This window comes from Streptomyces sp. NPDC107559 (assembly GCF_055657365.1).
On the sequence record NZ_JBVKBD010000013.1, the window covers coordinates 168,575 to 183,413 of the forward strand.

14 protein-coding genes are annotated in these 14,839 nt (G+C 72.8%); 10 read left to right on the top strand and 4 right to left on the bottom strand.

Annotated features, from left to right (window positions below):
- Nucleotides 1–245 precede the first annotated feature (245 nt).
- Nucleotides 246–521: a hypothetical protein gene (locus ACZ7OY_RS31735; RefSeq protein ID WP_471914615.1), complete on the top strand. Its 276-nt coding sequence runs from the start codon at nt 246–248 to the stop codon at nt 519–521.
- A gap of 37 nt (nt 522–558) precedes the next feature.
- Here ACZ7OY_RS31735 and secD read toward each other — a convergent pair whose 3' ends face one another.
- The 4 genes from secD to ACZ7OY_RS31755 form a co-directional block, all read right to left on the bottom strand.
- Nucleotides 559–2,814: a protein translocase subunit SecD gene (secD, locus tag ACZ7OY_RS31740; RefSeq protein ID WP_471914616.1), complete on the bottom strand. Its 2,256-nt coding sequence runs from the start codon at nt 2,812–2,814 to the stop codon at nt 559–561.
- 75 nt (nt 2,815–2,889) lie between these two features.
- Nucleotides 2,890–3,234: a hypothetical protein gene (locus tag ACZ7OY_RS31745; protein ID WP_471914617.1), complete on the bottom strand. Its 345-nt coding sequence runs from the start codon at nt 3,232–3,234 to the stop codon at nt 2,890–2,892.
- A 301-nt stretch (nt 3,235–3,535) separates the two neighbouring features.
- Nucleotides 3,536–4,195 carry a response regulator gene (locus ACZ7OY_RS31750; protein ID WP_450662864.1) on the bottom strand — a complete coding sequence of 220 codons (660 nt, stop codon included), beginning with the start codon at nt 4,193–4,195 and terminating at the stop codon, nt 3,536–3,538.
- Nucleotides 4,196–4,197: 2 nt separating this feature from the next.
- The gene (locus ACZ7OY_RS31755; RefSeq protein WP_471914618.1) at nt 4,198–5,151 is read right to left on the bottom strand and encodes a sensor histidine kinase; all 954 of its coding nucleotides are present in this window, start codon (nt 5,149–5,151) and stop codon (nt 4,198–4,200) included.
- A 414-nt stretch (nt 5,152–5,565) separates the two neighbouring features.
- On the opposite strand from ACZ7OY_RS31755, the gene ACZ7OY_RS31760 reads away from it, so the two are divergent.
- The 9 genes from ACZ7OY_RS31760 (at nt 5,566) to ACZ7OY_RS31800 (ending at nt 14,837) form a co-directional block, all read left to right on the top strand.
- Nucleotides 5,566–5,928 carry a TraR/DksA family transcriptional regulator gene (locus tag ACZ7OY_RS31760; protein ID WP_471914619.1) on the top strand — a complete coding sequence of 121 codons (363 nt, stop codon included), beginning with the start codon at nt 5,566–5,568 and terminating at the stop codon, nt 5,926–5,928.
- 46 nt (nt 5,929–5,974) lie between these two features.
- The gene (locus tag ACZ7OY_RS31765) at nt 5,975–6,346 is read left to right on the top strand and encodes a TraR/DksA family transcriptional regulator (protein WP_471914620.1); all 372 of its coding nucleotides are present in this window, start codon (nt 5,975–5,977) and stop codon (nt 6,344–6,346) included.
- Nucleotides 6,343–7,164, top strand: coding sequence for a rod shape-determining protein (locus ACZ7OY_RS31770; RefSeq protein ID WP_471914621.1), 822 nt, complete (start codon nt 6,343–6,345; stop codon nt 7,162–7,164). The genes ACZ7OY_RS31765 and ACZ7OY_RS31770 overlap by 4 nt, the downstream gene beginning before the upstream one ends.
- Nucleotides 7,165–7,228: 64 nt before the next feature.
- Complete coding sequence (locus ACZ7OY_RS31775; protein WP_471914622.1) at nt 7,229–7,858, top strand: Rv1733c family protein; 630 nt, start codon at nt 7,229–7,231, stop codon at nt 7,856–7,858.
- 245 nt (nt 7,859–8,103) lie between these two features.
- Nucleotides 8,104–10,734: a hypothetical protein gene (locus ACZ7OY_RS31780; RefSeq protein WP_471914623.1), complete on the top strand. Its 2,631-nt coding sequence runs from the start codon at nt 8,104–8,106 to the stop codon at nt 10,732–10,734.
- A complete protein-coding gene (locus ACZ7OY_RS31785) occupies nt 10,731–12,008 on the top strand; it encodes a hypothetical protein (RefSeq protein ID WP_471914624.1) in 1,278 nt (425 codons plus the stop codon). The genes ACZ7OY_RS31780 and ACZ7OY_RS31785 overlap by 4 nt, the downstream gene beginning before the upstream one ends.
- Complete coding sequence (locus ACZ7OY_RS31790; protein WP_471914625.1) at nt 12,005–13,216, top strand: hypothetical protein; 1,212 nt, start codon at nt 12,005–12,007, stop codon at nt 13,214–13,216. The genes ACZ7OY_RS31785 and ACZ7OY_RS31790 overlap by 4 nt, the downstream gene beginning before the upstream one ends.
- A complete protein-coding gene (locus tag ACZ7OY_RS31795) occupies nt 13,213–14,058 on the top strand; it encodes a vWA domain-containing protein (RefSeq protein ID WP_471914626.1) in 846 nt (281 codons plus the stop codon). Before ACZ7OY_RS31790 ends, ACZ7OY_RS31795 begins: the two co-directional genes overlap by 4 nt.
- Nucleotides 14,055–14,837, top strand: coding sequence for a hypothetical protein (locus tag ACZ7OY_RS31800; RefSeq protein WP_471914627.1), 783 nt, complete (start codon nt 14,055–14,057; stop codon nt 14,835–14,837). Before ACZ7OY_RS31795 ends, ACZ7OY_RS31800 begins: the two co-directional genes overlap by 4 nt.
- Nucleotides 14,838–14,839: the final 2 nt, after the last annotated feature.

A 14,839-nucleotide genomic window follows, 5' to 3' on the forward strand; every position in this document is an offset into this window, starting at 1 on the left:
CCGGCCGGCGCCGTGACCCGGGTGAGCGGGGACGGCGGGTCCGGGCCAGGGTGCGCGTGGCGGCGGGCTGTTCTAGCGTCGGAGGTGAGGAGGGGCGGTTCCGCCCGGCGAACGGGCGGGTGCGGGCCCGGGCCCTGGGTGAGGTGTTGTACACCCGTCGTGTCCGCTGCTCGGCGCACCCGTCGTGTCCGCTGTTCGGTGTCGGATCCGCGAGTTCCACCGACCCTGGAGAGCAGGTACCAGCCATGCGTACCTCGGCCCATGCCGCCGGTGTCCTCACCGGTCTGATGCTTGTGCTCGGCGGCGCGGTCCTCGTCGCACCCGCCGCCCGGGCGGACATCCCGGCCTGTACCAACATGGTCCGGCAGACGGGCGTCGAAGTCACCGACACCGTGACCACGGCGTGCACCCGAGGTGTGCACGCCGACCTGCGGGGCTGTACCGACGCCCTGACCGCGCTCGGCGTGCCGGGCGGTGCCGCGACCGGCGCCTGCCGGATGGCTGCCAACCCCCCGCCCTGACGGCAGGCCGGCAGCCAACGTGCCCTGACGGGGGGCCTCAGCCGCGGTCGTGCAGCGCGACGGCCAGCGGTGCGGCGGTGAACATGGAGGAGTAGGTGCCGATCGCAAGGCCGATGAGCAGCGCCAGGGCGAAGTCGGTGAGGGTGTCACCGCCGAGGACGGCCAGCGCGGTCAGGACGAACGCGGCACCCGTGCCGGTGTTGACGGTGCGCGGCAGGGTTTGCAGGAGCGCCCGGTTGGTGATCTCGGCGAACGGCGTTCTGCGATGGTGGCCGAGTTCCCTGACCCGGTCGAAGACGACGACGGAGTCGTTGACGGAGTAGCCGATGACGGTCAGCAGCGCGGCCAGGAAGACGCCGTCGACGGGTTTGCCGAGCCAGGCGAAGACACCGGTGAGGATCACCACGTCGTGGGCGAGCGCCGCCACCGCGGAGGTGGCGAACAGCCAGCGGAATCGCACGGCCAGATAGACGAGTTGGGCGCCGAGGGCGACCGCGAGGGCGACGAGGGCGCCACGGCGGAGCTCCTTGCCGAGGCTGGGGCCGATGCTCTCGTCGCGGAGGACCTCGGCACCGCCGGCCAGGCCGCGGACGACCTCGGTGGCACCCGCCTTCTGATCATCCGTCAGAGGGCCTGTCCGTACGGTGAGTCGGTCGTCCCCGGAGGTCTGCACGACGGCGTCGGGAAAGCCCGCGTCGGCGAGTGAGGAGCGCGCCCGGTCGGGGTCGACGGCGGTGGCGGTGGTGTACTCGACGAGACGCCCACCGGTGAACTCGACGCCGAGGTCGAGACCGCGCAGCGCGATCCCGGAGGCGGCCAGGACGAGGGCGACGGCGGACGCGGCCAGCCATCTGCGCGGGTGGCGCATCAGCTGCGGGTTTCTGCGGCTGAGCCGGTCGCGGACGGCGCCGGTGTGCGCGACACCGAAGAGGCCGGGGCGCCGGCGTGCCCAGGAGCGGGCGGCGGCGTACTCCGCGAGCACACGGGTGACGACCAGCGCGCTGAGCATGGAGGCGAGCACGCCGATGCCCAGGGTGACGCCGAAACCGCGCACGGGTCCGGAGGCGAGGAAGAACAGCAGGCCGGCGGCGATGAGCGTGGTGATGTTGGAGTCGGCGATCGCGCTGAGTGCGCCGCGGAACCCGGCGGTCAGCGACGAGCGGGGGGTGGCGCGCAGGCGGGAGGCGTACTCCTCACGGGCGCGTTCGAAGACCAGCACGTTGGCGTCGACGGCCATGCCGATGGCCAGCACGAACCCGGCGAGTCCCGGCAGGGTGAGGGTGGCGCCGAGGGCGGCCAGGGCGGCGTAGGAGACGAGGCCGTAGCAGGCCAGGGACACGGTGGCCAGCAGGCCCAGGAACCGGTAGACGACGATGATGAACAGCGAGGTCAGCGCCGTGCCGATGACGGCGGCCCAGGCGCTCGCCGTGATGGCCGCGGCTCCGAGGGTGGGGCCGACCGTGCGCTGTTCGACGATCTCCACCGGCACGGGCAGGGCCCCGCCGTTGATGAGCAGAGCCAGTTCCCTGGCCTCCCCGTCGTCGAAGGAACCGGTGATCTGCGTGGAACCGCCGGCGATGCCGGAGCGGCAGGCCACGGACGGGTCGACCTGTGGTGAGGAGACGATCCTGTCGTCGAGGACGATGGCGACCCGGCGGGACGGATGCCCCGCCGGATGGCAGGCGGCCGCACCGGTCAGGCGGGCCCAGCCGTCCTTGCCGGAGCCCTCGAAGTCGACGGTGACGTGCCATCCGGCACCGCTCTGCTGGTCGAAGCGCGCGGCGGCCTTCCGGACGTCCTTGCCGGTCAGCGCGGCGGCCTCGAGGCGCAGAAGCTCCCCGGACTCGTCGGGCAGCACCAGCGGGCGGGCCCGACCGGGCAGCGGTGCGGGGACGTCGTCGGTGTCGGACGCGGTGCCGGCGACAGGGTGGAAGGTGAGCTGGGCGGTGCGGCCGAGGACCTCGGCGGCCTTCGCCGGGTCCTGCACACCGGGCAGTTCGACGATGATCCGGTTGCTGCCGGAGCCGACGATGCCGGGTTCGGCGACCCCGAGTGCGTCGATGCGGTCGCGCAGCACTTCGACGGTGCGCTCGACGGCGTCGCCGTCCGCGGCATCCGCGCCGTCCGCGTCGACGGTGTCGCCGTCCGCGGCGGTCGGCCTGGTCTGGAGGACGATCTGCGTGCCGCCGCGCAGATCGAGGCCGAGATGGACGGGCACCGTGAGCGCGACATACAGCGACACGGCGATGGCGGCGAGGGCGATCAGCCCTCTGAGGTGCAGGGATCGGTTCACGACGGTCCTTTGGCGGGCATGCCGCGGCCAGGGCGTGGTCCACGGCGGGGAAAGACGGGGGCAGCGAGCGCAGGGTCAGATGCCCGGCCGTCCTGGAGGTGCCCGCAGGCGGAGGTGGTGCGTCGGGTGGGTCGCGGTGGCCGCGGGCACCGCCGGGGCGGGCGCGTCGAGCGCGGGCGGCAGCATGCCGCTCGTACGGCCCGGGGTGCCGAGCGCGGGCGGCGGCGAGCGGCGCTCGCCGGGGGAGGGGCACTGGACGCGTGCCGCACCGGCGTGGAGGGCCGGATGCGGGTCGTCCACGTGGTGCCCGCGCTCGGCCCGAGCGGTCGCGGCAGCCGGTCCGGTCGCGGTCGGCGACGCGGATGCGGACGCGGATGCGGCCGGTGGCGCGGATACGGATACGGCCAGTGGCGCGGACACGGATGTGGACGCTGGCGCGGATGCGGATGCGGATGCGGATGCGGATGCGGATGCGGATGGTGGCGCGCCGACGGGTGCCGCCTCGGTGAGCAGGGCGGTGAGTGCGGTGAGTACGGCGAGAAGGACCGCGATCAGCGCAGAGGCCCCGGGGGCACGCAAGCGTGCCGGGGTGTACGAGGAGCGCGCCATACGTCGTCCTCGCTTCGGCTGCGGTGGGCGCTGGTCCTGGGGCGGTGCGCCTCAAGGCCCCGGCGGGGGAGTGGACGGCCGGAGCCTTGAGGCAGTCGGAAGGGGCCGGCGGTCAGGGTTCGATGAGGCCGGCCCGGATGGCATAGCGCGTGAGCCCCAGACGGTCGCGCATCCCGAGCTTGTGCAGGAGGTTCTCCCGGTGCCGGTGGACGGTCTTGATGCTGATGAACAGCAACTCCGCGATCTCCTTGGAGGAGTGGCCCTCGGCCACGAGCTTGAGCACCTCCTCCTCCCGGGGCGTCAGCACCTGGTCCGGGGGTTCCTCGCCGTCGTGGACACGGTCGAGGTAGTTGCGGACGAGGGCGGTGACCGCGCCGGGGTAGAGGAACGGCTCGTCGCGCATGGCGGCCCGGCAGGCGGCGACCAGGTCGCGGTCGGCCACGGACTTCAGCACGTACCCGCCGGCCCCGGCCTTGAGCGCCTGGAAGAAGTACTGCTCGTTGTCGTGCATCGTCAGCATCAGGACCCGCACGCCGGGCTTGACCGCGAGAAGTTCGCGGGCGGCCTGGAGGCCGGTCATCCGGGGCATCGCGATGTCCAGGACGGCCAGGTCGACCTGGTGGGTGCGGGCCAGGGCGACGGCCTCGGCGCCGTCCCCGGCCTCGGCGACGACTTCGAGGTCGGGTTCGCCGTCGAGGATGAGCCGCACCCCGCGTCGTACCAGCGCGTGGTCGTCGGCGAGCAGGATCCGGATCGTCGGTGTTTCGGTCATGGTCACGACTTTCTGGGGCTGGCGGGCACGGTCAGCCGGACCTGGGTACCGGCCGTCGGCCCGGAGGTGATGTCGAGCGCCGCCCCGATCAGCAGGGCCCGCTCGCGCATCCCGCGGATCCCGGCGCCCTCGCGGACGACGGCGCTCCCACGGCCGTCGTCCGCGACGGTCAGGACCACCGCGCCGTCGGCGTGGCGCAGGGTCACCTCCACCCGGCCGGCCTCGGCGTGCCGGGCGGCGTTGGTCAGGGCCTCCTGGACGACCCGGTAGAGCACGAGTTCCGTCTGCTCGTCCAGCGCGGGCAGCCCGGGGTCGAAGCGGCGCACCACGCGCAGCCCGGCGTGCGTGGCGAACTCGGTGGTCAGCGAGGTCAGGGCGCTGACCAGGCCGAGATCCTCCAGCACGCCCGGCCGCAGCCGGCGCACCAGCCGGCGGACCTCGTCCAGGCTCTCGCGGGTGATCTCCTGAGCCTGTTGCAGCTCACCGCGCAGCGGATCGGCCGCCGTGTCCGCCGCCCGTTTCAGCGCCAGCAGGATCGCGGTCATGCTCTGGCCGACCTCGTCGTGGAGTTCCTGGGCGATGCGGCGCCGCTCGGCCTCCTGCGCGAGCAGGACGCGGGCGCTGCTGGCGGCCCGTTCGTGTTCGAGGCGGTCGAGCATGGCGTTGAAGGTGCGGATCAGCTCGGCGATCTCGGTGTGCCCGCGTTCCGGCAGGCGCTGGCCGGGGCGCAGCAGGTCGACGGTGGTCATCAGCTTCGCGAGCCGGCCCAGGGGGGCCAGGCCGATCCCCAGCAGGGCGGCGTTGGCGACCAGCATGACGGCGAGGCCGGCCACGAGGATGACCGCCTCGGTCAGCACGACCGGTACGGACACCGTCACCGGGGCCCACAGCAGCAGTGCGGTGGCGGTACCCAGCACCACGGCGTTGAGGGCGAAGATCCGCCAGAACAGCGACACCGGGATGACAACCCTTCCTCGTGCGATACGGCTCTGTTTCCACTGTCGGTCACCGCTGTCGGTCACCGCGCACCCTGTGCCCGAGCCGAGGCCGCGGTTCCCGACCGGCCTGTGGCCACCCTCCCTCCGCCCCGCCCGGCCCGTCGATGGGCTCCAATGCCCATTTCCGCGGCCGGGCCGGCCCAGGTCGCGACGGGCTCGGCGCGGCGCCACAGATGGGTATCGCGCCCGATGGGTTTCGTACGGCGCCTCGACCAAGGTGGGGGCATGGACCACTCACCGTGACTTCGTGACTCCGCGACCCCTCGACCCCGGACCCCACGGTCCCGGTCCGGGGCGCGCCTCTCCGGTCCAAGGCTTCACGCCTCACCTTCAGCTCCGTACGTCCCCGTTCCGTCGAGGAAAGGACCCGTCATGTCGCTCGACACGCCCCGAACCGATCCCCGTCCCGTAACCCGATCCGCAGCCAGTTCCGAGCCTCGTCCCGAGCGACTGACCGCGCACGAGGCCCGGCAGCGACTCGAACACGAACGCAACTCCCGGCTGACGCAGCTGCGGGCCATCGCCGAGGCCGGGCCGAGCACGGGGGACCCGATGGCGGCCGCGCAGCGGGACACCGTGCAGCGTGTCCTCAAGGAGATCGACGCGGCGTTCACCCGCATCGAGGACGGCAGCTACGGAGACTGCGAGGGCTGCGCCAAGCCCGTCCCCGTCGAGCGCCTGGAGATCCTGCCGCACACGCGGTACTGCGTCCCCTGCCAGCGCGCCGCCGCCTGACCGGCGTCCGCCCAGTCTCCGTCCGCTGCCCCGTCCGAGGGGGGAATTGGTGAACCACCAGAGCACCCGCCACCGCAACACGACCCTGTCGATCGAGGACCTCGCCGCCCTGCGGGAGAACCTGCACGAGCAGCGTCTGTTCCGCCTGGAACAGCTCCAGCAGCTCTCGGCCGCCGCGCACCGCCCCCAGGCGCTGTCCGACCGGCGCGCCGCCTCCCAGACGGAGGTCCGGGTCAAGCTCGCCGCCTCCGCCCGGATGGTCCTCGCCGACGTCGAGGCGGCCCTCGTACGCATGGAGCAGGGCCGGTACGGCACCTGCCACCTGTGCCGCAGGCCCATCGCCCGGGACCGCCTGATCATCGTGCCGCAGGCCCGCTACTGCGGCCGCTGCCAGCAGGTGCGGGAGGCGGGCCGGTGACCGGAACACCCCGCCCGCGCTCCCGTAGCGCCCGGCACCGTACCCGGCCCTGCTGCCGGCAGTGCTGCGGCGTCGCCCTGGACCTGGGCAGCGTACGCACCCGGGTCTGGGCGTCCGGCCGGGGCGTGATCCTGGACGTGCCCACGGTGACCTTCCCCGGGGACGGCGGGCTGCACCCCATCCAGCGCGCCACCATCGTCGACGTCCCGGGCACCGCCCTGATGCTGGACCGTCTGCTCGGCCATCGGCTGCCGCACGCCGCCCGGCCCATGTTCATCCTGACCACACCCGTCCTGAGCGGACCGGCCTTCCGTGAGGCGGCCCGCGCGGCGGTGGAGCGGCTGCGGCCGCACGGCGTGCTGACCGTCCCGGCGGCGCGAGCCGTGGCCACCGCCGTGGGCGCCGATCTGAGCAGGCCGCTGCTCGTGGTGGACCTCGGGGCTCACGTCACCGAGGTCGTCCTGCTCACCGACGGCTTCGTGACCGACGCCCGCCGTACCGCCCTGGGCCTCAGCGACCTGGACAGCCGCACCCCGCCGGCCCGGATCGCCGACGCGGCCGTCGCGATGATCACGACCATGCTGGAACAGGACCGCACCACCCAGACGCTCGACGCGCTGCGCCGAGGGGTGCTCCTGGCCGGCGGGGGCGCGTTGCGTCCCGACATCGTCTACCGCCTGAGCGGGCAACTGCACGCCCCCGTCACACCGGCGCCCGTCCCGCACACCGCGGCCGTCCGCGGGGCCGGCCGGCTGCTGGAGGCAGCCCAGGCGCACCCCTCGACCAGCGGACTCACCGAGTCCACGCACCCGCAGTAGTACAGCCGGGACCGTGCGCCCCCACAGGGCACCGGGACCGTGCGCCCTCCAGGAAAGGAGACACATGGTGGCCCGTGAAATACGCCGGAACAGCCGCCGCCCCCCTGAATCCCCGCCCGGTGTCCTGCTGTGGCGGTGGCGGCGCAATCCGCTGCGCCGCCGGACCGATGTCGTGGAGGCGTGGATCGCGCTCGGCCTGTTGCTCGCCGTGACGGCGGCGACCCCCGCCGCGATGTTCCTGGTCGGCGACGCGGCCTATCGGCACCACCGGCAGACCGCGCGGCACGAGGCCGCCGTGCGGCACCACATCCCCGCGGTCCTCGTGCACGACGCCCCTCGACACCCCGAACCCGGCTCCCCCGAGGCGAAGATGACGCGGTATCCGGTCACCGTCCGCTTCACCGATCCGCACGGAGACACGCGGACCGCCAGGGCCGAGGTCGAACCCGCACTGCGTGCCGGCGACGAAATCCGGGTCTGGGTCGGCGAGAAGGGGCAGATCACCGAGCCGCCGCTGAGCACCGAGCAGATCCGCAACCGCACGATGGGCGCCGCGATGGCCGCCGCCCTGACCGTTCCCGTGATCGGTGTCGCCGCGTACGGCTGCGCCGCCCGCAGGCTGGAGCGGCGCAACCTCGCCCGATGGGACACCGCCTGGGCCCGTACGGCCCCGCGGTGGACCACGTCCACGTGACCTGAATCGGTGCTGCCGGAGTGCCGCCGCCGGGCGGGCGACATGGGGCGCGCGGTGCCGGCGCCGTACGCGCGGCGTCGTTCCGCGTCTCCCGCAGATCCGGAATTTCCCACCTGGTAGGCCTACTTCGGTCGTTGCCTTCCGCTTGTGTCGGATGTCTGCGTAATGAGGACTATCCGGGGAATCCATGGCTATATTCGGCCCATCACAGGATGGGACATTCTGAGAACTCCGAGGGGGAAGGCGTGGAAAAGTCACGTCTGGAGTCGTCGATCAACCGTGCGCTGGCCAACCGGACGGCGAACCGTCCGCTGGTGCGCGAGATCGGCCGGCAGTGGGAAGCGTTCCGGACCCATTTCGAGGAACTGACGCAAGCCGTCGACCGGTTGGTGTCCGAGGCGACGAAGGCGGGGGCGCCGTCCGTCGACCCGGACCACACGCTGCGGACGGTCGAGGCCTGGCGCCGACCGGCCGCCGACGGTGGACCGGATCCGCTCGACCGGCTGGCCGAGCAGGTCCGCCGGACCGGGGCCCATCTGGCGGCCGTGGAAGCCCGCGTGAACCGCGACACGGTCAACATCGGAGTCGTCGGCCGTACCAAGGCGGGCAAGAGCACCGTGCTGCGGGCGGCCAGCGGACTCGACGGCACGGTCCTGCCCTCGCACCAGGACAACCCCACCACCGCGTCCCGCAGTTGGATCCACCATCAGCGGGGCAAGGCGGAGGCGAGGGTCACCCTGCGCACCTGGGAGGAGTTCGCGGAGCAGTACCTCGCGCCCCTGCACAGCGCCGCGCAGCTCACCGGAAGGCCGCCCAGGGACGCGGCGACGTTCCGTACGTATGCGTACCCCAAGGCGGACGGCAAGGGCGCGGTCACCGACGAGCGGAGCGCCGAGGCCCTGCCCTACCTCAAGAAGCTGCTGCAGGCGCAGCGGGCGCTTGACGACTATCTGCCGCTGCTGGAGCAGATCGGCCGGCGCCGCGGTGAACACCGGCAGCTTGTGGTCCCGTTGGAGCAGCTGCGGCCCTATGTCAGCTACCCGGGTGGTCGTGACGACGACGGCATGCCGAGGCTGTACCACGCGGTGCGGGACGTCCACATCCACTGCGACTTCCCGCATCTCGACACCACTGCGATGGTCCTGGTGGACCTGCCGGGAGCGGGCGAGGCCGGCCTCGACGTACAGCGGCACTTCCTGCACGACCTCACCCACGAAGTGGACTTCCTGCTCCATGTGAAGAGGGGCGCGCCAGACAAGGCGTTCTTCGCCCAGGAGGACTTTGCCGACCTGCATCTCGCCCAACTCGCCTGCGGTGACGTGCCGTTGGCGGACTTCGCCATGGTCGTGGTGAACGCCGACGACACGCTGACATCCGAGTCGGCACGCAACCTCCTGGACAAGGCCCGCGATGCGGCGCGCAACTACCAGGTCCGGACCGTGGAATGCCCGTTGGGACGCAGCATCGAGACGGCCGACGCCGCCGTGCGGGAACGGCTGCTGCCTGTGGTGCTCGGCCATCTCGCCGACCGGCTGGCGGAGATGGACCGCGCGGTGTTCGACGGCCTTCGGCGCCGCATGTCCGAGGTCACCCGCGACGTGGTGAGCTTCGCCCAGGAGGTGGCCGCCGCGAGCGAGCAGTGGCAACTGGGCGTGCCCGACGAGACCGACCGGCTCCAGAACCTGGTCAAGAGGCTGCGCAACCAGCTCGCCCAGGACCTGGCCCAGGTGTACGAGGACTACGAGGGGATGGTGCAGCGCAGGGAGCACATCCCGCAGATCGAGGCGGCGGTCGCCGACGCCGCCGAACGGGTCCGCTCCTGGGCGCGCACCGGCTTCGACTCCGCGGACGAGGCCACCTGGCGGGCCGAGACGAAGGCCGCGATGTACCAGAGCGGCGGCGAGGCGCTGGACCTGTGGTTCAACCGCGCCCGCACCAAACTGGCCGAGGAGTTCGGCCGCGTGGACACCTCCGTCGACCGTGCCGTCGCGCTGTTGTGGCAGCGGATGGCCGACGCCCTGCGCGGACAACTCACCGACGCCCTCGTGCCCGTCGGAGACCAGCCGCTGGAGACCCTGCTGCGGCGGGTGGAGCGCCTTCCGGTGCCCATCCTCCGGCAGGCGCTGCGGGACTTCACCGGCCTGCGCACCGACTACGGCAGTCTCTTCCTGCGGGTCGGCAGTCCCCTGGTGCAGCAGGTACGCCACTGGGCCGGCCAGATCCACTCCGTACCCGCCCACCGGCAGCAGTCGGCCGCCCAGGCCCCGGACCGGCAGGGGCCGCCCGACTCCCCGGGATCCCCGCAGGAGCCGCCGCATGGCGATGCGCAGCGTCCGGTCAGCCGCGCGAGCTGGTTCCACACCCCCGTAGCCGGACCGCCCGCGTGGGCACGGCCGGAGGCGGCCCTCCGCCAGGAGCCACCGGTTCGGCAGCACCCCGGACAGGGCGGGACGCCGGCCGACCCGGTCGCACCGGCGGACGGCCCGGGCGGTTACGCCGCCCGGGCCACCGCGAGCATGGAGCAACTGCACCGCGACCTGGTCGCGGCCGTGGAGAACACGGTGAGCGAGCTGGAACGCCAACTCCACGCCGAGGCCCTGGCGATGGTGCGGGTTCTGGTCGCCGCCGCGTACCAGTTCTTCGACGCGACGACCGGAACTCCGGGTGTGGAGCTGGAGTGGAAGCGGGTCTGCCGCGGCGAGCAACGGACCATCTGGCCGGGTGAGTTCGACGGAGCGGAGGCCGTACTGGGGGAGTCGGTGAGCTTGCTTCTGAAGCGTGCCGACGACGTCCGCGGCGCGGGAGCCGAGCTGTCGGCGGCCGTCGGCGCGCCGAGGCCGGGCCGTGTCGTGGGCCCGGACAGGGCCGAGTCGTGAGCAAGCCGCCGACCCCTTGGCCGGACATCACGGCCTTCGACAGGGCGGTGCAGTCGTCAGCCTTCCCGCCGAAGAGCAGACTGGGCGCGGCCGTGGTCGACCGGTCCGCCGGCCTGATGCGCCGGATGGAAGGGGCGAACGCCGCGGCCTACGTACTGAAGGCGCCCGAGGGCGAACTGGTGCTGCGGTGCTTCAAGGACAGGCCGGCGCCGACACTTCAGCGACGCTACGAAGCCCTCACGCGGTGGGCCGCAGCCCAGGGGAAGGACAAGGACCGGCGCCGGCCGCCCGTGCTCGCGGACGCGGTGTGGCTGCCCGAGGCGGTGAACATCGAAGGGCGCTGGTGGCCCGCGGTCGTCATGGAGCATGTCGCGGGCCGGAGTCTGCGGGCCCACCTCGAATCCCGGCTCGACCGGCCCGAGGAGCTCAACAGCCTCGCCGAGGGCTGGCTGGGCGTTCTCGACCATCTGGACCGGAACGACCTGGCCCACGGCGACCTCCAGCACGACAACATCCGGGTCACGGACGGGGGCGGACTGCGGCTCATAGATCTGGACGCCGTGTGGTTGGCCGAGATATCCGGGGATTCGCCGCAGGAGTTCGGGCATCCGCACTTCCAGCACCCCGAGCGGCAGCAGGCACATCACTGGGACCGGAACATCGACCGCTTCTCGGCCCTGGTCATCCATCTGTCGATCCTCGCCGTGGCCGTGGACCCCGGGCTGTGGGACGAGTTCCACAACGAGGACAACCTCCTGTTCACCGCCGAGGACTTCGCCCGGCCCATGGCGTGCCCGCTGTGGTTTCGGTTGGCGACCAGCCGGAGCCTGCACGTCAGGAAACTGACGGCACTGCTCGACCGGGCCTGCCGGGCCTCCCTGGACGAGGTGCCCTCCTTAGAGGCGCTCACCGACGTCGGTCTGCCCACGGCGGAGTCGGAACTGGTGCCGGTGCCGGACCGGTGGCCGATGAAGCGCCTGCCGGAGCCGATGCCGGATCGGCGGCCGGAGACCGAGTCCGAGCCGGATTCGGACCTGTGGCAGAAGCCGGACCGTCGGCCGGAGCCCGTCGGTTCGCCGGACCGGAAGCCGGCCTCTCGGCCCGGATCCCGTCCGTCCGAGACCGTACCGGCCCCGCCCGTCCGGCCTCCGCGGTCTCCCGTGTCCGAGCGCGCGAGGCGGCCCAGGCTGCCGAGGTCGGTGCTGTTGACCGGGGTCGCCCTGGCGACGCTGCTGGTGGTCGTCCTCGTCGTGGTCTTCGGAGTCATGTCATGAACGAGCCCCGCACCGAACGCCGCGCCGCGAGAACCCGGCCCTCGCCCGCGGGAGCCGTGATCCTGCTCCTCGCCCTGGCCGGGGCGCTGCTGGCAGCGGTGCTGCCCACGGGCGGGGGAGCGGCGAGCGAGCCGCCCCGGCGGACCCTGGTGGCCAGGCTGCCGGCCAAGCCCCGGGCCGCCGACCTCGATGCGATCTCCGCGCGGGCCGCGGCGGTGCGGGCCGACCTCGTACTGCTCGTCCCCCCTGAGCGTCAGGTGCTGCCGCCCCTGGTGCCCGACCTCCGGCCGGTGTGGACGCCCGACGCAGGACTCGCGCGGCGCGTCGCCGAGATGAAACCGCCCGCGGTCCTCTCGCTCACCACCGTGCCGGACCTCGTCGGGGCGGCGGGGGCCCTGCCGCCGTCGGTGGAGGCCGTCGACGACAGTGGCGCGGTGCTGCGAGCCGCCGACGTGCCGGAGCCGGAACGGCGCGGGCCGTCGCCCGTGCGCGTCATGGGCCTGCTCGCCGTGGGACTGCTCTTCGTGCCCACCACCAGGGCACTGATCCGCCAGGGTCGTCGCCCCGGCCCCGCCCGTCGCCCCGGCTCCACGCAGCGGAGCCGACCGGCGCCGCCCCGGTATCCCTCGTACGACCGGGCGACCGATCCCGGCGTGCCCGGTGCGGGCACGGCCCGCACCGACCCGACCGGATCGACCGGCCTGGACGAGACCGGCACGGGCATGGCGGGCACGAGCGTGACCGGTGGGCCCCTGAACGGCGTGCCCCTGAACGGCGTGCCCCTGACCGGTGGGCCCCTGAACGGCGTGCCCGCGACCGGCACGGGCGGGACCGCCGCCGGTCCGGCGGCTCATGAGGCGACGCCCCTTCTCCCCGATGCCCCCCTCCGGCCGGCCGACGGCAGGCCGCCCCTCCTCCCGTCGGCCGACGACCGGCCGCCGGCACCCGCGCCCGGCGACCACCGCCCGCCCCCACCCCGGGACTTCGACATCCGGGCCTTCGCCGCCACCCTCACCGGGCCCGAGAGCGGGCCGCAGTGTCCTGGCTGCGGATCCTTCGACCTGTACGAGAACTCCACCCGTACCGCCGTCACCTGCGGGAGCTGCACCCAACTGTGGCAGCCCGACGCGCAGGGGCTGCCCCCTCGGCTTCTACTGCAACCGGAACACATCGCCCGAGGACTCGGGGGACGCGGAGGCGACACATGAACCACACGATCCGGGTCGACAGGAAGCACCCCGCCTGTTTCGTCCTGCTGCTCGACCAGTCGTACTCGATGTCCGCCCCCATGCAGGGTGCCGACGGTCTGACGAAGGCCCAGGCGCTGGCGGACACGACCAATCGCCTGCTCACGCAGCTCATCCGTACCTGCACGCGGGACGAGGCGGGCCCGCGGCACTATTTCGACATCGCCCTCATCGGCTACGCGGACGACGCGGTGCCGCTGCTGAAGAGCAACGACGGATTCGGCAACCCCATGGTCGCCTCACCGCAACTGGCGGAGTCGTACTCACGGATCCACCACGGTCCCGGCGGCCAGGAATGGGCCGTGTGGCTGGAGCCGGAGTCCAACGGTCAGACCGCGATGTGCGCCGCGCTGGACCGTGCGTACGACTTCGCCGTCGGCTGGACCGCGTCGCACCAGGACTCGCCGGCCCCGGTGGTCATCAACGTCACGGATGGCGCGGCGACCGACGGCTCGCTCGACGACGTGGCCGAACGTGCGGCGAGACTTACGCAGTTGAGCACGGTGGACGGTCCGCTCATCCTGTTCAACATCGCCATTGCCGCGCGGGCGGCAACCCCCGTTCTCTTCCCCAGCGACGCCTCCGGGCTGCCCGACCCGTACACGGCGGGGCTGTTCCGCATCTCCTCCGCGCTGCCCGCGCGCATGATGGAGTACGCCGGTACCGACGCGGAGCTGGCGGGACTGCCCCGTCCCGACGCCGGGGCGCGGGGCTTCGTGTGCAACGCCGACCTCGAAGCCGTGGTCAAGGCGCTCAACGTCGGCACCCGGGTCGAGCCGCGGGCCAACGGGCGGCGCGTATGAGGACGTACGCAGCCACCGCGATGGACGCCCATGTCTACTTCGTTCCCTCGGCGCCGGACCGGCCGCTCGAGTACCAGGACTGTCCGGCCGTCAGCCCGGACCGGACCGTGTACGCGCTGTGCGACGGGGCGAGCACGGCCTATCGGGCGGGTCCCTGGGGCCGCCTGCTGGCCGCCGCGTACCTCGACGAAGTCCCCGACCATTCGCGCGAGTCGGTGGCCGGGTGGATCGAACGGTGCTGCCTGCGCTGGGACGAGGAGGAGTCGCGGCGCCGGAAGCAGCGCGGCGAGGTGAGCTTCTGGGTGGCGGACGCGGAGACGAGGGGTGTCGCCGCGGCCACCCTCCTGGGCGTAAGGCTCCGCACTTCTGTGGAGGGTTGGAGCTACGAGGCGGTCGCGGTGGGCGACACCTGCCTGTTGCACATTCGAGGGGATCAACTCCTGTCGGCCTATCCGTTGGACGACCCCGCCGCGTTCGACTCGCACCCCGACCTGCTGACATCGCGCGCCGAGCCGTGGAGCGCGGCCGAGTCGATCCGTCCGTACCACGGGTGGATCGGCTCCCAGGACATGGTGGTGCTGGCGTCGGACGCTCTCGCCCGGGTGCTGCTGGAGCGTGCCGGCTTCGGCGCGGGACCGGACGCGGCCGTGTGGTGGCAGGTGGTACGGCGCCTGGACCGGCGTGCCTTCACCCGGCTGGTGACGGAACTCAGAACCGCCGGGATCATCGAGACTGACGACACCACGCTGATCAGGATCTGCCCGAAGACCGCCCCGTAGCG

Excerpts from the sequence above, each read along its gene's own strand:
- ACZ7OY_RS31790 (WP_471914625.1), top strand. The coding sequence starts at position 12,005 with ATGAACGAGCCCCGCACCGAACGCCGCGCCGCGAGAACCCGGCCCTCG.
- ACZ7OY_RS31750 (WP_450662864.1), bottom strand. The coding sequence starts at position 4,195 with ATGACCGAAACACCGACGATCCGGATCCTGCTCGCCGACGACCACGCG.
- ACZ7OY_RS31800 (WP_471914627.1), top strand. The coding sequence starts at position 14,055 with ATGAGGACGTACGCAGCCACCGCGATGGACGCCCATGTCTACTTCGTT.
- ACZ7OY_RS31795 (WP_471914626.1), top strand. The coding sequence starts at position 13,213 with ATGAACCACACGATCCGGGTCGACAGGAAGCACCCCGCCTGTTTCGTC.
- ACZ7OY_RS31760 (WP_471914619.1), top strand. The coding sequence starts at position 5,566 with ATGTCGCTCGACACGCCCCGAACCGATCCCCGTCCCGTAACCCGATCC.
- ACZ7OY_RS31775 (WP_471914622.1), top strand. The coding sequence starts at position 7,229 with ATGGTGGCCCGTGAAATACGCCGGAACAGCCGCCGCCCCCCTGAATCC.
- ACZ7OY_RS31735 (WP_471914615.1), top strand. The coding sequence starts at position 246 with ATGCGTACCTCGGCCCATGCCGCCGGTGTCCTCACCGGTCTGATGCTT.